This is a genomic window from Dehalobacter sp. TBBPA1 (genome assembly GCF_040931655.1).
GTDB lineage: Bacteria > Bacillota > Desulfitobacteriia > Desulfitobacteriales > Syntrophobotulaceae > Dehalobacter > Dehalobacter restrictus.
In genome coordinates this window covers 103,067-123,698 of record NZ_CP162385.1, presented here as the reverse complement: position 1 = coordinate 123,698, position 20,632 = coordinate 103,067, and the positions used below count along the sequence as shown (strand labels likewise).

20 protein-coding genes are annotated in these 20,632 nt (G+C 43.5%); 1 reads left to right on the top strand and 19 read right to left on the bottom strand.

All coding sequences use genetic code 11. The annotated features are described in order from the left end of the window. Positions 1-29 precede the first annotated feature (29 nt). The 15 genes from ftsH to pth all read right to left on the bottom strand — a co-directional run bounded on the left by ftsH (position 30) and on the right by pth (position 15,881). Positions 30-1,922, bottom strand: a complete 1,893-nt coding sequence (gene ftsH / locus AB3489_RS00575) for an ATP-dependent zinc metalloprotease FtsH (RefSeq protein WP_368293552.1) — start codon at positions 1,920-1,922, stop codon at positions 30-32. A gap of 134 nt (positions 1,923-2,056) precedes the next feature. Continuing rightward, positions 2,057-3,466, bottom strand: coding sequence for a tRNA lysidine(34) synthetase TilS (gene tilS, locus AB3489_RS00570; protein ID WP_368293551.1), 1,410 nt, complete (start codon positions 3,464-3,466; stop codon positions 2,057-2,059). 135 nt (positions 3,467-3,601) lie between these two features. Then, positions 3,602-5,725: a SpoIIE family protein phosphatase gene (locus tag AB3489_RS00565; RefSeq protein ID WP_368293550.1), complete on the bottom strand. Its 2,124-nt coding sequence runs from the start codon at positions 5,723-5,725 to the stop codon at positions 3,602-3,604. Positions 5,726-5,970: 245 nt separating this feature from the next. Further along, positions 5,971-6,282 (bottom strand): septum formation initiator family protein, encoded by a 312-nt coding sequence (locus AB3489_RS00560; RefSeq protein ID WP_019224818.1) that lies wholly within the window; start codon positions 6,280-6,282, stop codon positions 5,971-5,973. Next, positions 6,272-6,511 (bottom strand): sigma factor-like helix-turn-helix DNA-binding protein, encoded by a 240-nt coding sequence (locus tag AB3489_RS00555; protein ID WP_025204977.1) that lies wholly within the window; start codon positions 6,509-6,511, stop codon positions 6,272-6,274. The genes AB3489_RS00560 and AB3489_RS00555 overlap by 11 nt, the downstream gene beginning before the upstream one ends. Positions 6,512-6,648: 137 nt before the next feature. Beyond that, positions 6,649-7,101 carry a spore cortex biosynthesis protein YabQ gene (gene yabQ / locus AB3489_RS00550; protein WP_019224820.1) on the bottom strand — a complete coding sequence of 151 codons (453 nt, stop codon included), beginning with the start codon at positions 7,099-7,101 and terminating at the stop codon, positions 6,649-6,651. 42 nt (positions 7,102-7,143) lie between these two features. Continuing rightward, positions 7,144-7,422, bottom strand: a complete 279-nt coding sequence (gene yabP / locus AB3489_RS00545; RefSeq protein WP_368293547.1) for a sporulation protein YabP — start codon at positions 7,420-7,422, stop codon at positions 7,144-7,146. A gap of 65 nt (positions 7,423-7,487) precedes the next feature. Continuing rightward, entirely contained in the window at positions 7,488-7,742 is a 255-nt protein-coding gene (locus AB3489_RS00540) for a S4 domain-containing protein (RefSeq protein ID WP_019224821.1), read from the bottom strand. A 99-nt stretch (positions 7,743-7,841) separates the two neighbouring features. Beyond that, complete coding sequence (locus AB3489_RS00535) at positions 7,842-8,114, bottom strand: HU family DNA-binding protein (protein ID WP_015042343.1); 273 nt, start codon at positions 8,112-8,114, stop codon at positions 7,842-7,844. Positions 8,115-8,201: 87 nt separating this feature from the next. Beyond that, the gene (gene mazG / locus AB3489_RS00530; RefSeq protein WP_368293545.1) at positions 8,202-9,371 is read right to left on the bottom strand and encodes a nucleoside triphosphate pyrophosphohydrolase; all 1,170 of its coding nucleotides are present in this window, start codon (positions 9,369-9,371) and stop codon (positions 8,202-8,204) included. A gap of 232 nt (positions 9,372-9,603) precedes the next feature. After that, entirely contained in the window at positions 9,604-10,152 is a 549-nt protein-coding gene (spoVT, locus tag AB3489_RS00525; RefSeq protein ID WP_015042341.1) for a stage V sporulation protein T, read from the bottom strand. Positions 10,153-10,389: 237 nt separating this feature from the next. After that, complete coding sequence (locus AB3489_RS00520; RefSeq protein WP_368293543.1) at positions 10,390-11,334, bottom strand: peptidylprolyl isomerase; 945 nt, start codon at positions 11,332-11,334, stop codon at positions 10,390-10,392. 63 nt (positions 11,335-11,397) lie between these two features. Then, positions 11,398-14,967, bottom strand: coding sequence for a transcription-repair coupling factor (gene mfd, locus AB3489_RS00515; RefSeq protein WP_368293541.1), 3,570 nt, complete (start codon positions 14,965-14,967; stop codon positions 11,398-11,400). Positions 14,968-15,065: 98 nt separating this feature from the next. Continuing rightward, positions 15,066-15,242, bottom strand: a complete 177-nt coding sequence (locus tag AB3489_RS00510) for a hypothetical protein (RefSeq protein WP_167539421.1) — start codon at positions 15,240-15,242, stop codon at positions 15,066-15,068. Between the two features lie 66 nt (positions 15,243-15,308). After that, complete coding sequence (pth, locus tag AB3489_RS00505) at positions 15,309-15,881, bottom strand: aminoacyl-tRNA hydrolase (protein ID WP_368293539.1); 573 nt, start codon at positions 15,879-15,881, stop codon at positions 15,309-15,311. Between the two features lie 202 nt (positions 15,882-16,083). Between pth and AB3489_RS00500 the strand changes: the two genes are divergently transcribed. Further along, the gene (locus AB3489_RS00500; protein ID WP_368293537.1) at positions 16,084-16,845 is read left to right on the top strand and encodes a PRC-barrel domain-containing protein; all 762 of its coding nucleotides are present in this window, start codon (positions 16,084-16,086) and stop codon (positions 16,843-16,845) included. Between the two features lie 13 nt (positions 16,846-16,858). Here the strand turns inward: AB3489_RS00500 and AB3489_RS00495 are convergent, their stop codons facing one another. From AB3489_RS00495 to purR, 4 genes are all read right to left on the bottom strand, one after another. Then, positions 16,859-17,800: a ribose-phosphate pyrophosphokinase gene (locus AB3489_RS00495; protein WP_019224828.1), complete on the bottom strand. Its 942-nt coding sequence runs from the start codon at positions 17,798-17,800 to the stop codon at positions 16,859-16,861. Positions 17,801-17,810: 10 nt separating this feature from the next. Further along, positions 17,811-19,172: a bifunctional UDP-N-acetylglucosamine diphosphorylase/glucosamine-1-phosphate N-acetyltransferase GlmU gene (gene glmU, locus AB3489_RS00490; protein WP_368293535.1), complete on the bottom strand. Its 1,362-nt coding sequence runs from the start codon at positions 19,170-19,172 to the stop codon at positions 17,811-17,813. A 230-nt stretch (positions 19,173-19,402) separates the two neighbouring features. After that, positions 19,403-19,660: a septation regulator SpoVG gene (spoVG, locus tag AB3489_RS00485; protein WP_015042333.1), complete on the bottom strand. Its 258-nt coding sequence runs from the start codon at positions 19,658-19,660 to the stop codon at positions 19,403-19,405. 112 nt (positions 19,661-19,772) lie between these two features. Then, positions 19,773-20,585: a pur operon repressor gene (gene purR / locus AB3489_RS00480; protein ID WP_019224831.1), complete on the bottom strand. Its 813-nt coding sequence runs from the start codon at positions 20,583-20,585 to the stop codon at positions 19,773-19,775. Between the last annotated feature and the right edge of the window lie 47 nt (positions 20,586-20,632).

Sequence of the window (20,632 nt, the reverse complement as noted above, 5' to 3'; positions counted from 1 at the left end):
AGCTCATCTGAGCAAGTATCTTGTCAACCTTAAGCATTTTCACTTTCTTCTTTTGGTTCATTATCTTCCGTACTGTTGCCGTTTGCGGACAGAGGCGTGTCATAAGGATCACCTATGCGTGACTCGTCATATTTGGCAATAATATCCTGAAAAGAGTCTGCCTCCAGCGTTTCATTGACCATCAGTGCCTGGGCAATCGCATGCAGAATCTCAATTTTCTCTGAAATGATATCCTGCGCCTTTTGATAAGATTCATCAATGATACGGCGCACCTCATGATCAATCGCCTGGGCTACAGATTCACTGTAATTACGGTCACGCGCAATATCACGTCCCAGGAAAACCTGTTCTTCTTTATGGCCGAAAGTTACCGGTCCGAGCTCTTCCGACATCCCGAGTTCGGTAATCATTTTTCTTACGATGCCTGTCGCACGTTCCAGGTCGTTGGAAGCGCCGGTACTGATCTCATGCAAAACCAGAGCTTCAGCTACTCTGCCACCCAAAAGCATGGTGACCTGGTCAAGCAGCTGGGACTTCGTCATATAGTTGCGGTCCTCTTTCGGCAGCAGCAGCGTATAGCCTCCTGCCCGGCCTCTTGGTATAATCGAAACCTTATGCAGAGGATCCGTATGCGGAAGGTATTCTCCCAGAAGCGCATGGCCGGCTTCATGGTAAGAAACCAGTTTCTTTTCAAAATCACTGATCACCCGGCTTTTCTTTTCCGGACCGGCAATGACTCTTTCAATCGAATCTTCCAACGCCTTCATATCGACTTTCTTCTCATTACGCCGGGCTGAAAGCAAAGCAGCTTCATTGACCAGATTGGCAAGATCAGCCCCTGTAAAGCCGGGGGTTCTGCGCGCTAAAACTTCAAGGTTAACATCTGAAGCTAACGGTTTACCCTTGACATGGACCATCAGAATTTCCTCTCTTCCTTTGATATCCGGGAGAGTGACAACAATCTGTCTGTCAAAACGCCCAGGACGGAGAAGAGCCGGATCCAGGATATCCGAACGGTTGGTCGCAGCAATGACGATGACACCTTCGTTACCGTTAAATCCGTCCATTTCGACCAGAAGCTGATTCAGGGTCTGCTCGCGCTCATCATGGCCGCCGCCCAAGCCGGCACCGCGCTGACGTCCCACAGCATCAATTTCATCGATAAAAACGATACAGGGGGAATTCTTTTTAGCCTGTTCAAAAAGATCCCTCACCCTTGAGGCTCCAACACCAACAAACATTTCCACAAAATCGGAACCACTGATGCTGAAGAACGGAACTCCGGCTTCTCCGGAAACGGCTTTCGCCAGCAAAGTTTTTCCGGTTCCGGGAGGGCCAAAAAGGAGTACCCCTTTCGGAATCTTAGCTCCAATCTCATTGAATTTTTTCGGTGATTTCAGAAATTCTACGATTTCTTCCAATTCTTCCTTAACTTCATCTGCACCTGCAACATCTTTAAACGTATATTTGTGTTCATCTGATACCAACCGTGCCCTGCTTTTGCCAAATTGCATTACCTTGCTTCCGCCGCCTTGGGTTTGCTGCATCATGTAGAAGAACAACCCAAAAATAAACAGGAACATCAGGAGAGTCGGCAGGACAGAAACCCACCACGGTACAGTGGCCGGAGGCTCAAATGTAAGGTTGATATTCTGTTTTTCCATCTCATCCAGAAGGGTTTGATCTCCCGAGGGACCGGCGACTTCGTAGATCTTGCTGTCTTTCATGGTAACGGTATAGACGTAGTATTTATCATTGACCTGAACGGAAACATCACTGACGCCGCCCGAAGCAATAGCTTGCTTAAAAGCATTATATTTTAGACTGGTATCCTTTGCTTCAGGAGGATTTGCCCATTTGATAAGCAAAACTGCAAGAAGAATAATCAACAAATAGATCGCGACATTTTTTAGTATTTTCAATCCGAAGATCCTCCTCTCATTGATGGAAACATATTGTCAATACTTAAAGTACATTATTCGAACGTTTGAAAAACTATGAGATATTATATCATGTGGTTTCCTATTTTACAATCAATCCAAAATAGTAGAAAACCTTATATTTCAGCCACAACCAAATACAGTCTGGAAGATTGCGGACCAGCCGGCAAAAGGCTATCTCCCCTGCATACACCTGGGATCCAGACGACGAGATCGCCAAAAGCAAAAAACAGAATCTTATCACGTTCCCCAGCAGGAATATCTTTGTCCTGAAAAACCTTTTTAATTGCTTTATGCCCTAAATTCTTAAAATAAATACGGTCTCCGGCCTGTCTCGTCCTACATACCAAAGGCTCAGTCTGAACAGACATTTGGACCGGATCAAGTTCGGTACTCCACAAAACATGCTGTTCTTCCGGATAGAAATCAAAAATTCCCACCTGTACTTTTAACTCCGTAATTTTATTCCAAACGTTCAAAGCAAGAGGTAACTTGACAAAAAGCCGGAACTCTTCAATTCTATCTTTCCCGGAAATATACTCTTTTGATTCTCGCTCTACGTTAAAAAAGAAAAGGCCTTGCTTGACAACTTCTACCTTAAAACCTTGAAGATCCTGACGCCATCCGGTCTGTTGCCCCTTTTGCATCCAAAGCTTAACAAATTTAAACGCTGGCCCTCTTGTTTCTCCCGATACCTGCGAAGCCGCTTTCCGGAGCAGGCGAGAAAGGATTGCCTCCGGTTCTTTCCAGGCTTCGTGCGAAAGCAGGACTCTGGTATGATCTGCCCGGAGACAGTACCTGGGCCACAAAGCTTCCGTCTGGGCACAAATATATTCTTCGTCCCAGCGCAGCAGTTCCGCTGTTCGTCCCAAAGCATCCGTAATCCTCTGATTATATTTGCTTTCCAGTCCAGGAATTAGCTCGAGTCTGATCTTATTCCTGTAATAGTCCGTTTCCAGATTGCTCTTGTCAATTGAATAGGGAAGACTTTGAACTTTGCAGTATTCCAGGATTTCTTCTTTTGTTACCGAAAGGAGCGGACGGATGATTTTGTCTTTAACAGGATAAATGCCTGCGAGTCCTGTTGTTCCGCTCCCTCTTAAGAGACGGTAGAGAACAGTTTCCGCCTGATCTCCCAAATGGTGGGCAGTGGCCAGTAAATCACAGCCCCACGCTTCCATGTCTTCCTTCCAGCGGGCATAGCGCCATTCCCTTGATGCTTCCTGAAAACTTTGGCGGCAAGCTGAAGCGTTACGTTTTGCATCAAATTCATGCAAAATAAATCCTGCTTTCCATTCCCCAGCAAGATTCTTAACAAGCTCCGCTTCCTTGTCGGCTTCTCTCCTGACCTTATGATTGACATGCGTAATAACAAAAGAAATATTCTTATCTTGATTTTCGCACGAATAGCGGTAAATGACATGAGCCAGGGCCACCGAGTCCGGTCCTCCCGAAACAGCTACAAGCACCTTGGACTGAGACGGAATTTGTTGCGGCAATACCTCCGAGCTCAAGCTTTCATACATTATTTTCTCCGCAGCCTTCCTAAAATCGTATTAATACTATTCTCTCCAGATTTTGCCGATTTGTCAAAGCATTTAAAACAAATATTTTTATTTTTAATATAAAGGTTAAATCTTAACAACAGCTTAAAACTGGGTTTAATTTCTGGCATCATTTCCGGCCAAGTCCTTCCTCTTGACAACCAGGACAACCCCGTCATCCTCCAGGCAGTCCCCGGACAGTCTTCGTGCTTCTTTGACAATACTGTCGGCCAGATCCTGCGAAGATAAACTTCTGTTGTTCTTCAGATATTCTTTGAGCCAATCGTCCTTTCTTTTAGCTACATCCAAGATTCCGTCTGTTACGATGACAAGCGTCTCGTCTTTAAAAGGAATATCAATCGCCGGGATATCAATATCGTTCAGTATACCAGCCGGCAGACTTGATGTTTTTACTGCATCTACTTTGTTTCTGCTGATGATATAGGTCGGTGCTGCTCCAATTTTAATCAGCTTGGCTTGATCTGCCTCGATATTCAACACGGCCATATCGACGGTGACAAAGCTCTCTTCCGGAGAACGTAAAACCAGGATTGAATTAAGCGCTTTGATGGCACTCTCCGGTTCAAATCCAGTACTCAGAAGCTGTTCCAGTATTGTAAGTGCCGCTGAGCTCATCCTGGCCGCCTCTTCCCCTGCGCCCATACCGTCACAGATAATCAGCGCGTTTTTGGATGAAGATAACGAAACCGAACTAAAGTTATCGCCGCTTATGCCATTACCGGTTTTAATAAAAGAGCCGATACCCAGATCTAAAACCAGTTTATGCTTGCGGGACCAGACCAGTGGTTTTCCGTCTTCGTGATTATGCTGAGAATGAAGCTCCTGGGCGAGGTGCCCGATCACCTGAGATACACTTCTGTACTGGCCGGCTAAGGCTTCTCTGTTTATGGCCAGACGTTTTTGCCAAACCTCTTTGTCTTTTTCCTGCTCCAAAATAAATTGAGCCGCCAGCATGACTTCTTCAAGTTTACTGCATTTTCCCCATTCGACAGGCACTTTCTCCTGATTGATTTGGTCTGAAGCTTCACCGGTTTGGTTTCTTTGAATTCTTTTCTCTTCATAGGCAAACAAGTCATACATAAAATGATAGGTTTGGTGAAAATCCTGCTGCCAGCAATAATTTGAATCTGGGCAATGCCGACATATCTTATCGACCAGGGTATTCATCATTTCCGGTACTTCCGGCTGCAGCCTGGATTCAAGTCCTGCCGCCTGGAAACCATAAGCAAGCTGATCAAATAGATCACCAACAGTTTTGACTTTGCTTACTGTTGTTTCGATTTCTGGCATTACTTTATTCTTCAGAAAAAATTTTTCATGTTTTCCGGGTAATAAGAAAAACATAAGAAGCGCAAGCGCGGACGAATAAAGATGAGAAGTCAAAAATGTCTCATTGACAAAAAAAGAGGCCATCAAAATAGAGGCGCTGTAGGCAGCCGCAACTCCCATCTTGCCAAAACGGGTAAACCCTCCGCACATAAACCCGAGTAAGCTGTAGAGTCCCGCATCAATCAGGTTATCGATTCCAAGATTCCATTTTAACAAAAAGCCTAAAATTGCTCCGACACCTGCAGCTGAACCAGCTCCGTATTTATAGGCCACAAAAAGCAGAAAGAACCCCAGAAATGTGATCTGTAAATTGATTTTCCCAAAAGCGAGCCCTTGTAAGCCGCTTAAGCAGACTGCCAGAACTAAAATCCACACCATACCTTGTTCGCCCTTGAAATTGCCCTTCATAAGGCTTTCCTTATGATGAAACGCAAAGAAAAAAATAATTGAGAAGCCTGCCGCAATAATGCTTTGGACCATTACCAGCAAGATAGACTCCACTCCGAAGCCATTGGTAAACCATGATACGCCTAATCCGGGCAGTAAGGTTCCAAGTGCCGTAAGCCCAGCGAGAAGAAGTATTTTTCCCTTGCTCTCTTTGATCATCTGAACTGCCAGAACACCTAGAACCGCACTCGGCATAACTTCCAGAAACACTGAGAAATCCTGGACAGATACCAAACCGACCGTAATTCCGGTAAGACCCGGCAGAATCCATTTTTTCATATTCATGCCGAGAACTGCAAGATAGGCAATAGCAAATGGATAAATACCCAATAGGTTTGCCCGGGCTGTTAAAAAACCTCCGATAACAATCAGACATTGTATTCCCAGTGAGTCAGAAAATCGGTTAATAATTTTTTCCGCTTTGAGTGTTGCCCATTCAGCCATAATGCCACCTCTTCCACTTAATGGAATTATTATAGCTGATGGCTGCCGCGAAGCTTGTCTAATTCAGGAATCTCCGTTGGCAATCATTTTTCTTGCTTCAGCAAAAAAACTATTGGCATTGTATCATATACGAATATCACCGCCCAATTGACATGATATTACCTGATCAAAAAGCGCTGCCGTTAACAAATTAAAAATAATTCGTTGTGCGGCAGCGCTTATCAAATACACTTATCATTTATAGATTAATTTTCCGACTCTTTGGGAGCTATTAAAATTTCTCCTTTACGAACCAGTCCAAGTTTTTCTCTGGCTAATTGTTCCACATAACTCGGGGTATTTAATTTCTCTATTTCCTCATGCAATTGACCATTTTGAGCAATAATCTGAAGCTTTTTACTCTCGAGCTCTGCTTTTTGCTGCTCAATGGAACGATCCAACTGAAGCAGCTGATAGGACCAGCTTCCGCCTAACATCAAAGCAATCCCCAAAACAATTACGAATATTGGGTTTATCTTTTTTATTCTCTTTTTTGTATGCTTTTTGCTATTTCTCATTTTCCTCATCATCCTCCAGTGGATAATTCAGCCCTAATTCATGATCCTGGATGATTCCGATGATCTGATATCCTTTGGTCTTGGCCCTTGCGAGCATGGTTGAAACAGAACTGCCGCTTATCCCCAAAACCTTGGCGATATCCTCGCTGGAACGCCCGCTTTCTTTAAGCATGACAGCTTGTCTCTCCCGGAAACTCAGTTTTTCCAATCCTCGTATTTCCCAGTGCAAAATCTTCTTTTCCTTATTGTCAATTTACCAACAAAGACAAAAATCCGTCTACATACCAGCTACATATTCCCTACAAATCGACTACAAAAATATTATAAGTATAGTTATTATATAATTAAAGCTAGTCAAAATCAATACTATTTGCTTTTTTTGATCAAAGTATTCCGGCTTATCGCTTCACCGATCCGATACAGAAGCATCCCCAGCCAGCGCAGAATGCCATAGGGAATCCGCATCATTCCGGCAATTCCGATGTAAACACCCCGCAAAAATGCCTGGATAAGCTTTCTAATGAATTGGCTAACGTAACGGATCAAGCGAAATAATACATCAAAAATTTTTTTAACATATCGGCTAAAAATCGCAATATAGAGCAAAAGACCTAACAAACTTCCCAAAAAAAGATAAAAACGAAATTCAAGGTAATTTGCTTTTTGCGCTAAGCAAAAAATAATTCCAAGCGCAGCAATAGAGAAAAGTAAATCCCCCAAAAACGTCTGTATCTTTGTCAGGCCCAAATGCCAGCGTAACATTCGGTAAAAATCAAAACATATCCCAACAAGTAATCCACTTAGGACAATGCTAATCAAAACAGCAAACTCGCTAATCCCGATTTCGCCCCCTTCAAAAGGCTATTTGAAAATTTTTTCCCATACTCCTTTGGAGGATTCTCCAGATCCACTCGCAGCATAAGTCAGCATGTCAATTTGGCCTTCAATCTCCAGTTCTGATTGTTCGAGGTTAAGATTGTTTACACCCAGGTCCCGCCCCTTAATCGTCACCCTACCTTTTGTGGTATCCAGCGTAATCTCTTTGGGGTCGAACGATTTTACCTTTTTTACCCCTGAAACCGTAAGTAGTCTTCTGTCTTTGATAACAATCTTATGCTCAATTTCCTGTTGGCCTGTCATTTCCATCCCCCCCAAAGCCCTTTCTGAATAAATACTTATTCAGAAAGTCGGGGGTTTAGACATCATTATTTTTTTTCATCTTTAATCAACTGATAGAGTGTCTCAGCTTCTTCCGCCTTGACACTTGGTGGCGTCGACAGCACCTTGACCTCAAGGATATGATTCCGCATATCAATGCAAATAATGTCTCCAGGCTTTACTTCTGCCGAAGGTTTGGCAACTCTGCCATTTACACTGACTTTTTCGCCTCCACAGACATCCTTGGCCACAGTTCTCCTTTTGATAAGCCTTGATACCTTAAGATATTTGTCCAGTCTCAAACAAAACAACTCCTTATTTTGAAATGCATCTTAAAAAACCAGGCTCAAAAAGAACCTGGTTTTTCGCAATCAAGCTATGAACTTAAAAAATTCAAGAACTTACTGTACTGACTCTTTTAAAGCTTTTCCTGCCTTAAAGCCAGGTACTTTGCATGCGGGAATGACAATTTCCTCTTTGGTCTGAGGATTTCTACCAACACGCTCTTCTCTTTTCTTAACCTCAAATGTACCAAAACCAACTAATTGGACTTTCTCACCACTTGCCATTGCTTGACTGATTGTGTCAAAGACTGCGGCTACCGCTTTTTCGGCATCCTTCTTGGTGAATTCGGTCTTTTCTGCTACTGCAGCAACGAGTTCCGCTTTATTCAAAAGTCTCCCTCCCAATAATAATAAACTAATAGCCTCTATATTCGCTATGAAACTGCATTCTCCTTCTTGGAAATGCTAAAATAAACCTCAAACCCCAGTTTTTTCTTCACTCTTTACCACTTCCCAGAAAAAATTCATGTTTTCTATGCTCATTCCTCCTCTGTTAGGTCCTTCCAAATCTATTTTTTGCATCATTTTATAAAATCTTTGTTGAAATTTTTTCGTCCCCTGCCGCAGGGCTTCTTCAGCGTTTATTCCGAGAAAGCGCGACAGATTAACAATAGAAAAGAGCAAATCGCCTAGTTCTTCTTCTATTCTTGGACTTTTTCCCACTTCCTTTTCAAGCTCAGCGAGCTCTTCATAGATTTTAGAAAGGGGGCCCCGGTGATCCTCCCAGTCAAAACCGGCTTTAGAAGCCTTTTTTTGAGTCTTTTCAGCGAATTGCAGCGCTGGAAGCCCTCCTGGAATATCAAAGAAATTCCTTTCCGTTTCTTTTTCCGGACTTTGGGATGTCAGCTTTTCCATTTTTTTAATTTCATCCCAGTTTACCAGAACCTCCTGGCTTGATGCTACTTCAACTGACCCAAAAACATGAGGATGCCGGCGTATCAGTTTATCCGAAATGCCCTTTATGACATCGTTCAGGCTGAATCGCCCAGATTCCTCTGCAATGCGGGAATGGAACACGACTTGTAATAATAAGTCTCCCAATTCCTCACATAAATTATTCATATTTTTGGAATCAATTGCATCCAACACTTCATAGGTCTCTTCAATCAGATATTTCTTCAGCGACTCATGGTCCTGCTCCTTATCCCAAGGACACCCCCGAGCAGAACGCAATTCGGCCATAATTGCAGTGAGCCTTTCCAGCGGGTCACTATTTTCCCTGATCATTGTCGCCTTCAGAGTAAAAGAGGTTCCAAGCCTTCGGTAAAGTCCGGCTGTAATCCTGCCTTCCGCGATTGGGAAACCCGGCAAAGCGAGCGTTATTTGCTTCTTACCGGACACCGTCATAACCTTTTCTGCAATTAAATCGAGTCCTGTGTCTAAGTCTAAAAGGATATTTTCCGTTTTTTCCGCTGCTGCGAATATTTCCTGGCACGGAAAACCCTCCCGAATCAAATCTGAAGCTGCCGGATGTTCGGCATTCCACAGGAATATCAGATCTGAACCTTTCAATAATTTATAGGCGGCAAGAGACAAAGAATCAAGTCCTTGGTCTCCGAGGCCCAGAATATTTAATATCGGGTTCACTTGCTTTCCTCCTGTTTGATATTAAGGTTGATAAGGCACTCGTTGCTTGTCCAATAATACTATAAATGGTAGGAAGATCTTTGGCAAGCATCTCGGGACGCCTTGGTACTTACCCCAACTGGACTTTCACCAATTAGGTAATGCGCGCTTATCTGAGCACGCACCATTAAGAAAAGGACTGTCAACATGCTGTTAACAGTCCTTTTTGATTTTTATTCTTTGCATTTAAACATTACTGTTCCATTTGTTTGGCTAAAAAGCCCGCTGCAGTTTCAGCAAGTTTGATTTCCAAATCTCCCATCTTGATGTTCGGTTCTTTGGACATGAGTACGACTACCCCAATGGGATCGCCTTCAGCAATAATCGGTGCAATGACCTGATTTGTTGCTTTGACTTTTTCCTCTCCTTCTGTTTCTTTCAAAACAGAAGATTCTCCCGTATTGTAAATGGTTCTCCTTTCTTCCATGGCCTGCTCGGCTACAGCGCCAAGAGATTTGTTTAGGTAGTCTTTCTTGGAAGCCCCTGACACCGCGATGATGACATCTCTATCTCCGATACAGGCAATATGTCCTGTTGATTCAAATAAAGAATCCGCATATTCTTTGGCGAAGTCTCCCAACTCACCAATTGGCGAATACTTCTTTAGTATCACTTCCCCTTCTCTGTCCACAAAAATCTCCAGTGGATCTCCTTCTCTTATCCGTAAAGTCCGCCGGATTTCCTTGGGAATAACTACTCGGCCAAGATCATCTATTCTTCTGACAATTCCGGTTGCTTTCATTAAGTTCTCCCTCCTTTTTCCAAAGCGACTAATTCAATCTTAGTATATATCTTGAACTGCTTTATTATTCATATTTTTCCATACACGCAAAAAAGAATAATCCGAGATGACCGATCTGTCTTGTACCAAAATATTCTTGGTCTATTGCAGACTCACGAATAAATAAATAGAGGAGTAACAAAAACTGAAGTTTTGTTACTCCTCTTATGGTTTGATCAGATTAAACAATCCTATTGCTTATTTAGCAGTTGTATCTGCCGGTTTTAATTCTTCGGCGTATTCGACTTCAGCTGCTTGTCTGAGTTCCGAATAATAGCTTGATACTTTCAGATTTTTGGCATTTGCCAAAGCAGCTTCCTGAACGCTTGTTTTAACCTTTTCAAAGTCAGGCACAACAGCCTCTTTATGGTCTTCAACCAGAATGACATGGTAGCCATATTTCGTCTTGACCGGTTTTTCCGAGATGGTTCCTACCTCCTGGCTGAAAGCAGCCTCTTCAAATTCAGTCAACATTTCTCCGTGGGAAAAATAATCGAGATTCCCGCCTGAATCCTTACTGCCGGTGTCTGTAGAATATTCCTTGGCCAGTTCGGAAAAATCTTTACCAGCCTTATACTCCTGGATTACTTTATTGGCTTCCGCTTCAGTTGCAACCAAAACGTGGCTGGCCTTGACCTGTTCATCCTGTCCGCCAAAATCCGAGTAATGCGATTCAAAATACTGCTGGACTTCCTGATCCGAAACTGTCACATCTTTACCAACGTAATACGAAAAAGCATAAAAATTGGCCACTTCTTCTTCGGTCATCGCCTGTTCTTTCAGAAAACTTGCATAATCCTGATTGGTCAGCGTACTTTTGAGCTCATCTATTTTCTTTGTAACATCTGGATTGGTTGTATCCCATTTATTCTTCTCAACTTCCTGTCGAATTAATTCTGTCATAATAATATTTTCGAGGACGGAACTCTTGATGCTTTCCAGACTGGCCTTGCCCTCATCCGTGCTAAAGTCCATACCCTGCTTCTCATAATAGGTTTTGCTGGCATTTAACTTTTCTTCATAAGTCGTCATGAGGATACTTTGCTTATTCACTTTAACTGCAAATTCCTGTTTGGCGCAGCCATTGAGCATAAGCAGCGAAGCAAGCAGCATGATGATCATTGTTATTGTTATTTTTTTCATTAATCCCTATCTCCCTTTCGCTCGGATGAAGTCATTATACCAAGTTACGATTTATTAAGCAATTTAAACTGTACTGGATACGGTCCTGGCAGCTGCTGCCGGATGCATCACATATTCCTCTAAAATATCAAATAATTTGAATATGGCTTTAAAGATATCTTCTATACTCGAAACTCTAAGCCGCAGATTCAATTCAAGATTACCTTGTTCCCCAGCTGCAAATGACAACGGGTAAGGAAATTTTGCGGCAATACTCATCAGCTGTTCTCCGGATATTCCGGGATCAGCGGCAAACCGCAGGGAGATATTCTGTTTATGCTGAGCAATCTGTTCGAGACCCAGTTGTTTGGCTTTCATTCTTATCCTGATAATTTTAGCCAGGTTTTCAACTTCATCGGGCGGGTTTCCAAATCTGTCCACCAGTTCATCCAGAAAGTCACTTAAGTGTTCTTCACTAGAAATGCCGAGCATTCTCTGGTAAAGCGTAGCCTTAATCTGCTTATCCACGATATATTCATCAGGAAGGAGCGCCTTGACCTGAATATCTATGACTGGCTCAGCGACTTCTTCCACTGTTTCACCACGTAATTGCTGAACTGCCTCTTTCAGCATCTTGACATAAAGGCTGAAGCCAATGCTTGCAAGATGCCCATGCTGTTCCCCCCCAATAAAATTGCCTGCTCCTCTTATTTCCAAATCACGCATGGCAATCTTGAAACCGGAACCAAATTCAGTGAATTCCCTGATTGTAGTCAGCCTCTTTTCTGCCTCTTCTGTCAGAATTTTTTGCGGTTGGTATAAAAAGTAGGCATACGCTTTCCGGTTTGACCTGCCCACCCTGCCCCTGAGCTGATAAAGCTGGCTCAGGCCAAATTTATCCGCTCCATCGACAATAAGTGTATTGACGTTCGGCATATCCAAACCTGTTTCTATGATGGTAGTGCAAATTAGAATATCTTTCTCTTTTTCCAAAAAGGAAATCATTTCTTTCTCAAGCTGGCTTTCGCTCATCTGCCCATGTACAACCCCACAACGGGCTTCCGGGATAATCAAATTCAGCAGTCTGACCACTCTATCCAGTGTCTCGACCCGGTTATGGACAAAAAACACCTGGCCCCCTCTGTATAATTCCCTGCGTATTGCATCTCTTACCAGATCCGCATTAAATTCGGCAACAAATGTCTGAACAGGGAACCTATCTTCCGGAGGCGTCATGATAACGCTCATATCTCTTAAGCCAACTAGAGACATATGCAGGGTTCTGGGAATGGGCGTAGCTGAAAGGGTTAAAACATCGACATTGGTCTTCAGGGTTTTGATCTTCTCTTTGTGAGCAACACCAAAACGCTGCTCTTCATCGACAACAAGCAGACCCAGGTCCTTGAAGCTAACACCTTCCGATAGGAGACGGTGGGTACCGACCACGATATCAAGCGACCCGTCCTTCAGACTCTGAATGATCTGCTTCTGTTCCTTGGCTGTGCGAAAACGGCTTAGCATTTCGATTTTTACAGGATAATCCATAAAGCGTTCTCTAAACGTATTATAATGCTGCTGGGCGAGGATGGTCGTCGGTACCATGACTGCAACCTGCTTGCCGCTGATTATCGCCTTAAATGCGGCTCTCAGGGCAACTTCAGTTTTACCGTACCCCACATCCCCACAAAGAAGCCGGTCCATCGGCCGGGACTTCATCATATCTTTCTTGACTTCCATAATACTCTGCAACTGGTCTGGTGTTTCTTCATATGGGAAGCGGTCTTCAAACTCTTTCTGCCAATGGCTGTCTTCCGGATAAGCAAATCCCACAGCCCCTTCCCTTTTCGCATAAAGCTCAAGTAAATTGATGGCCATCTCTTTAACAGCACTCTGTGCCCTGGCTTTCGCCTTGTTCCATTCATTGCCGTTCAGTTTGTTCAGCTTGGGCGTGCTTGATTCTTCTGTCCCGAGGTATTTCTGCAGCAGCTGCAGCTGATCAAGCGGCACATACAGCTTATCTTCACCGGCATAACGAATCGCAAAATAATCCTTTTCAATACCATCGACCTCAATGGTTTCAATTCCGGTAAACTTGCCGATTCCATGGTAAAAGTGCACAACGTAATCACCTGGTTTAAGGTCGCTGAAAGAAAGAATATCTGTTTCTTTTGGGCCTTTTTTGGGCTTTGCCTGGTGTTTTCGTTCTCTTCGGTATATTTCCGATTCTGAAAAAATAACCATTTTGCTTACAGGCAGTTCAAAGCCTTGGTTGATCGAAAGCGGATAAATATAAACGCCGCCCTGTATGATTCGATCTTCCATCCTGACCAGACTGGCATTAATGCTTCTGTCCTTTAACCCTTGCCCAAGTCGCTGAGATTGTTCCTCATTCCCTGCAAAAAGTGCAATCACGTATCCGATGGACTTCCACCGCTGAATCTCTTCCACCAGGATTGAAGTCTTACCATACCCGGCTAAAGGGCGGGCAATCATGTTCGTCACTCTTCTAGGGTCAAACCCGGGTATTTCCCGCAATAAATTCGACAGGCCCAGCAAAGGACGCTTTCCGCTAGCGAGCAAATCTTCAAAGCTAATAAATAAATGATCGGGATTAACAAACTCTTCTCCCTTGTCTAGGTTGTCCGTAAATTCAGTAAGACGCTGATTGGACTGAAAATCCAGCTGCTCCTTAAGCCGGAGCGGTTCATCGAGAAATACAAGACAATCCTGATCGAGCCATTCAAAGAAAGGAACATACTCTTCGGACAGCAGACTAAGGTAGGGATAAATGCTTTCATCAAGAATTCCCGTGTTCAGCCGGTTTTCAAGATATTCTACTTTTTTATGAAGTCTCTTAACCGCTTCTACCCGATCCAGCCGCTGTAAACGACCGACGGCTTTGCGGGCCCTGGCTTTGATTTCCCCTTTCAGATCCTGCTGCCTTTTGGTATCAATAACATACTCCTGAACAGGAACAATAAGGACCTCAGAAATACTTTCCAGCGATTTTTGAGTCTCCAAATCAAATACCCGGATAGAATCTACTTCCTCATCAAAAAATTCTATCCTGACAGGATCTCTGTCATGTGGTGCAATATCGAGAATCCCACCGCGCAAAGCAAACTGGCCTCTGCCCTCAATGGTTTCTTCACGTTCATAGCCGGCCTCTACCAATAAGCGCATAAGGTCAGAAACTGCATACTGTTCCCCGACCTTAAAAAGGATACAATGTATCAGCCACTTTTCCGGGCGAATTAGTTTCTTCATGATCGCCTGGACGGGTGCAACGACAATTGTTTCGCTGTCTGTTTCCCGGTTGAATGGGAGCAGGCTGCTCAGGACCCGGATTCTCTCTGCCGTAATTTCGTGACTTCTGCTGAAAACTTCAAACGGAAGCCACTCTGTTGTCGGGAAAAGCATAATATTTTTTCCGGGAAGCCATGCCTCCAGATCTCTTGCCCATTTTTGGGCTTGTTCATCTGTATAGGTGATGATCAGAGCCTGCTGCTTCAGCAAGGAGACCTGGGCTACAAACGCAGCTTTTTCGCTGCCGGTTATTTGGTAAATCATTTGTGGGGACTCTTTTCTGCTTAAGGCAGCGCTTATTTCCCCAATATCCAAACCTTTGTACAAAAAATCATTAATCGTAGGCATGTGCTGCCCTCCTGCAAAAAGTGGCTCATTCCTTATCATATCTCTGGTCAGGATAGAAAATACCTGTTCTCCGAGTATTCGGGTTGAGCAAACCATATTTACTGATAGTACGTCACTCGGCTGATATCCAGTTCCCTCATGCATTTTGAGCAAAGTGTATAGGCAACATTACCTTTAATTTCAACAGAAAAATCCATCCTGAGTGGCCTGGCGTCATCCATCTCCAGTTCACCAACGATGGTATCACAGCAACGGCATATTTTAAGCATATACATAGGATAAAACACCTCCTAAGTAATATGCTTGCCTATCCAATCTAAGGTTATACGCTTCAGCTTCATTTAAAGTGACTGTTTTTCCTGGTTAAATAGATTCATGGCCTCGTCCCCACGGCCCTCTATCCACAATCCTACAGCACGCTGTGCCCTGTCCAGAGTACCATCCAACACTGCTTTTTCCTCTTTGGGAAACGTTGAGAGTACATGATTAACCACATCAAATTCTGTCTTTGGTCTTCCAACGCCGATTTTAAGACGCCAGAAATCCTGTGACCCCAATTCCGCAATTATGGATTTCAGTCCGTTATGTCCCCCGGCACTCCCTTTGGCCCTCAATCGTATCCTGCCGAGGGGGAGATCCATATCATCATGGACCACCAATATATTCTGCGTATTTATTTTATAATAGCTTATCAGTTCCCCAACGGCTAAACCGCTTAGATTCATATAGGTAATTGGCTTCAGAAAGAATATCCGCTCATCTTTGTTTCTCATTTCAACCACTTTGCCGCGAAAATCATTACGGAAAGACAATCCTTCCTGAGCCGCAATTCTGTCCAGTAGCATGAACCCTGCATTATGTTTTGTCTCGCTATATTTAATTCCCGGATTCCCGAGACCGATTACAGCCCTCATAAATTCTCCTTATCGGCATATCGTTTAAGTCCTAAGCATAAATTGAATAGACAGAACAGCATTAATCAAGGATTAATTTTATAAAGATTATTTTTTAGAAAACTTGGCTGGCGCCAAGCTTCGGCGGTAGCCTTAGTTGCACTTAGATCTGTCGGAAAGCTGTTAGCGTTTTCTTGATAGACTTAAAAAAGGAGGGAATCCTATGCTGCCCAGTAAAAAAATTTTATCCCTGCCGATTATTTCTCTAAAAGAAGGCCAACAAATCGGGTTTGTGCGCAATATCGTCATTGACCCGAAAGCCAAAGCTGTTGCCGCATTGATGGTCGACCCCAAGGGGTTCTTCAAAGAACAGCGTATTATTCCTTATAACAGGGTTGTCAGCATTGGTGAAAACGTCATCACCGTCAGCACTGAGAATCAGGCGGAAAAAGCGACAAATTTACCTGATATTTTAGAACTTCTCAAAGAAAAAACGGCGATCATTGGAACAAAAGTCATTACTGCCAGCGGCAAAACCCTCGGTATCATTGAAGAGTTCTATATCGATACCGAAAATGGCATGATATCAAGTCTTGATATCTCCGGAGGTAAAATAGAGGGGCTTTTCAAGGGAAAAGCCAGCCTGAAAGCCGACGATATTCTTACCATCGGTTCCGATGTCGTCGTTGCGGTTAAAGACTGTGAAGAGAGACTTGAACTTTTTACGAAAGGCATCAATGATAATGTCAAATCCATGATCCAGGTTGCTTCCCAAAAGGCAAGTCGAAAAAGTCAGGATCTGAACAGATTCTGGAAAAAGAACAAGGACGCTGAAACAAGCGAAGATTTCCCGGATGATACAGACAAACCAATCCAGCCTGTCTCAGCAGAAATCAGCACGTCTGTTACGGATAATTTCTGCGAGGGGCAGGATGAAGAAGCCACCACCAATGCTGACAAGGGTCCCAAAGACGGCCTTATCTAAGTGCTCCGAAGAACTAACTGAATAATTTACTGACGGATAAATCCTCATGGATTCTAACGATAGCTTCGCCCAATAAAGGAGCAACAGAAAGTACTTTAATCTTATCAATCTTCTTTTCCGGGGTTAAAGGAATGGTATTTGTTACGACAAATTCTTTAATAACGGATTTTTCGAGAATGCCGATAGCAGGGCCAGATAATACCGGGTGCGTACAACAGGCATAGACCTCTTTGGCCCCTTTTTCCATCAGTACAGCTGCAGCCTGAGTAATCGTACCACCGGTATCTGTGATATCGTCAATAAGTACTGCTATTTTTCCCTGCAGGTCACCGATGACATGCATTATTTTTGATACATTCGGTTCAGGCCGACGTTTATCCACAATTGCGAGCGATGCCCCGATTCGTTCCGCAAAATTCCTGGCCCTGCCGACTCCTCCAATATCAGGTGATACAACGCAAATATCTTCGAGTTTCTTCTCCATAAAATATTCCGCGAGGATCGGTACTCCAGGGAGATGATCAACTGGAATGTCGAAAAATCCCTGAATTGCAGGTGCATGAAGATCCATGGCCACCAGACGATCCGCTCCAGCAGTCGTTATGAGATTGGCCATGAGTTTCGCCGTAATCGGTTCTCTGGCCTTTGTCTTCCTTTCCTGTCTGGCATAGCCGTAATAGGGGACCACTGCCGTAATCCGATAGGCTGACGCTCTCCGCAAGGCATCAATAAGGATTAACAGCTCCATAATACTATCGTTGGTTGGCGCGCAGGTCGGCTGAACAACAAACACATCGGCACCCCTTACGCTTTCATCAATTCCGATGTTGATTTCGCCGTCCATAAATGTTTTGACATTGGCAACCCCCATGGAAATGCCAAGATAATCGGCAATCTCCTGCGCGAGTTCCCTATTTGCGTTTCCGCAAAAAATTTTAAGTTCTTTCGTAGCCATAATTTTCCCCCTACTTTTTCTTGGACAAGTGCCAATTTTCAATAATTCGCTGTTGTGATCTTTCGATCGCCAGAGCCTGATCAGGAACATCTTTCGTAATTGTTGACCCGGCGCCGATGACTGCTTCTTTGCCGATAGATACTGGAGCAACAAAGTTTGTATTGCTGCCAACAAAAACACGGTCTTCAATAATGGTCTGATGCTTATTCTCGCCATCATAGTTGCAGGTAATCGTTCCTGCACCTATGTTCACATTTTTGCCCAACCTGGAATCGCCAATATAGCTCAGGTGAGGGACTTTGGTTCCCTCTTCAATGATGCTGTTTTTAATTTCTACGAAATCACCAACTTTAACCTCTTTACCCAAAACCGTTCCGGGTCTCAGGTAAGCATACGGTCCCACAAGGCAATTCTCTCCGATCACCGCGTCTCTCGCAACAGAGTGTTCGATCTGACATCCCTTCTGACAAACACAGTTGATCAGTGTTGTCGAGGGGCCAATGTTCGCGCCTTCTTCAATCCTGGTATTTCCTTTAATCATTGTAAAAGGATTAAGGATGACGTCCTTCCCAAGAACAACTTCCGCATCTATAAAAACCGATGGAGGATTGATGATCGTTACTCCCTCCATCATCCAGTATTTTCTGATTCGATCATACAAGATATCCTCAGCTTCAGCCAGCTGAACCCGATTATTAATGCCTAAAGCTTCTGACGGGTCGTCCGTACAAAAGATCTCAATTTTTTGACCGTACGAAAGTAGGATATCAAAGACATCAGTGAGATAATACTCGCCCTGGGCATTTTTAGGCGTAATCTTCTGAAGCGCAAATTTTAAGGCTGCTCCGTTGAAACAATAGGTGCCTGTATTGATCTCCTTAATCCCTTTTTGCAAAACATCTGCATCTTTTTCTTCGATAATGCCTTGAAAAACATTGTTCTCTTTCAATATCCTTCCATAACCAGAAGGATTCTCCATGACCGCCGTGAGTACTGTAGCTGAAGAGCCCGTCTTTTGGTGAATCTCCATTAATGACTGAAGCGTATGCCCGGCTAAAAGCGGCTGATCCCCGCTTAAGACCAGAATGCTACTGTTTTCATCGATCAATGGCAATACCTGCATCACGGCGTGACCTGTGCCCAATTGTTCTTCCTGAACAACCACCCTGGTTCGTTCCCCAAGGTGTTCCCACAACATTTCGCGGCCATGACCAACAATCGTAATAACATCATTAATTCCCGGTTTTGCAACCTTCTCCAGAACGTGGTCGATCAGCGGACGGCCAGCCAACGTGTGCATCACTTTTGGTAATTCCGATTTCATACGGGTACCTTTTCCCGCAGCCAAAATGACTGCTGTAAAATGAGACATTTCCTTATTTACCCTCCAAAGTGATCAAGTACCTTATCAACCTTAAAATATCCTATGATGGATGAGCAGATACTCGCATAGTTGTACTTCATTATTATAACGAATTATTGCCAAGAATAAAAAGAAATTACAGATATTTTTTTGTATTCCGCCTATATTATTGCAGATTTATTTAATATGATAAAAAAGAGACCTCTCAAATGATGGTCTCTCCTCAGCTGAATCAAATATTATTCAATGCCCTTTCCGTATTCTTCCAGTACCTTAGTCTGGATTTTTTCTCTTGCCGCAGATGAAATCGGGTGGGCAATATCGCGAAAATCGCCTTCCGGGGTCTTTCGACTGGGCATCGCCACAAATAAACCATTCGTCCCTTCAACCACTTTTACATCATGAACAACAAATTCGTTGTCAAATGTAACCGATACGACTGCTTTCATCTTGCCTTCGGCATTTACCTTTCGGACTCTGACGTCAGTAATCTCCATGCTGAGAATCACCACCCTTCTCTTTCGCCTCCAGAAAAATCTTCTTTTTTTATTCTCTATTTGGCAAAAAACTCCTTCTTTTTAACAAAAAAAATTTCCAATTCAAAATATTCTACATCATTTTTGGGTCATTTGCCTTGACAAACGTCCTGCCTTTTGAAGAATCGATTTCCAGCTGCAGAAGAGCAAGGTAGTCTTCGACTAGCCTTGAGTTATTCCAGAGTGTGTCTTCCATCAAAATGCCAAGGCCTACGACTTTGGCATCAAATTCCTGCATAAGGTCGATCAGCCCTTTGGCTGTGCCCCCGGCTTTAATGAAATCATCAATGATCAGTACTTTTTTCCCGGTACCCAAAGCCTTGCGGGTTAAAGACATGGTCTGAATTCTTTTGGAGGAACCGGATATGTAATTGATACTAACCGAAGAACCTTCCGTCACTTTATTGCCATGCTGCACCACAACAGCAGGTACACCCAGCGCATCAGCAGTCATCAGGGCCAGCGGAATCCCTTTTGTTTCAATCGTTATCACGGCTTCAGGACTTCTTTTCCGAAAAACGCTCGCAAAAATAAGCCCTAATTTCCTGGCAATGATAGGATTATAGAGAATATCAGACATATAAAGAAATCCGCCAGGAAGCGTTCTGTCGCCCGCATTTAAGTTTCCGGCAAGAGATGTCAGGAAGTCTTTTGCTTCTTCTCTGCCGATTCCGGGCAAATACTTGACACCTCCGGCCGCCCCTGAGATTGTATCCAAATTTCCCTTGTCCGTGAGCGTTAAACTTTCTTTAATCGCGACCAGGTCTTCACTGATGGTCGATCTCGCAGTATCAAAACGGTCAGCAAAAAAACCTAAAGTCAAAAGCTCATTCGGGTGGGAAATCAGGATTTCTGTTAACGCAATCATTCTTTCAATTCTTTTCATGCAATCATCTCTTTTATTTTATCTCATAAAACACTATGCAGGAACTG

What these genes read in the sequence shown, in the direction of transcription:
- tilS (WP_368293551.1), bottom strand. Translation starts at nt 3,466, where the DNA reads ATGTATGAAAGCTTGAGCTCGGAGGTATTGCCGCAACAAATTCCGTCT.
- AB3489_RS00565 (WP_368293550.1), bottom strand. Translation starts at nt 5,725, where the DNA reads ATGGCTGAATGGGCAACACTCAAAGCGGAAAAAATTATTAACCGATTT.
- AB3489_RS00560 (WP_019224818.1), bottom strand. Translation starts at nt 6,282, where the DNA reads ATGAGAAATAGCAAAAAGCATACAAAAAAGAGAATAAAAAAGATAAAC.
- yabP (WP_368293547.1), bottom strand. Translation starts at nt 7,422, where the DNA reads ATGACAGGCCAACAGGAAATTGAGCATAAGATTGTTATCAAAGACAGA.
- spoVT (WP_015042341.1), bottom strand. Translation starts at nt 10,152, where the DNA reads ATGAAAGCAACCGGAATTGTCAGAAGAATAGATGATCTTGGCCGAGTA.
- AB3489_RS00520 (WP_368293543.1), bottom strand. Translation starts at nt 11,334, where the DNA reads ATGAAAAAAATAACAATAACAATGATCATCATGCTGCTTGCTTCGCTG.
- mfd (WP_368293541.1), bottom strand. Translation starts at nt 14,967, where the DNA reads ATGCCTACGATTAATGATTTTTTGTACAAAGGTTTGGATATTGGGGAA.
- AB3489_RS00510 (WP_167539421.1), bottom strand. Translation starts at nt 15,242, where the DNA reads ATGTATATGCTTAAAATATGCCGTTGCTGTGATACCATCGTTGGTGAA.
- pth (WP_368293539.1), bottom strand. Translation starts at nt 15,881, where the DNA reads ATGAGGGCTGTAATCGGTCTCGGGAATCCGGGAATTAAATATAGCGAG.
- AB3489_RS00500 (WP_368293537.1), top strand. Translation starts at nt 16,084, where the DNA reads ATGCTGCCCAGTAAAAAAATTTTATCCCTGCCGATTATTTCTCTAAAA.
- AB3489_RS00495 (WP_019224828.1), bottom strand. Translation starts at nt 17,800, where the DNA reads ATGGCTACGAAAGAACTTAAAATTTTTTGCGGAAACGCAAATAGGGAA.
- glmU (WP_368293535.1), bottom strand. Translation starts at nt 19,172, where the DNA reads ATGTCTCATTTTACAGCAGTCATTTTGGCTGCGGGAAAAGGTACCCGT.
- spoVG (WP_015042333.1), bottom strand. Translation starts at nt 19,660, where the DNA reads ATGGAGATTACTGACGTCAGAGTCCGAAAGGTAAATGCCGAAGGCAAG.
- purR (WP_019224831.1), bottom strand. Translation starts at nt 20,585, where the DNA reads ATGAAAAGAATTGAAAGAATGATTGCGTTAACAGAAATCCTGATTTCC.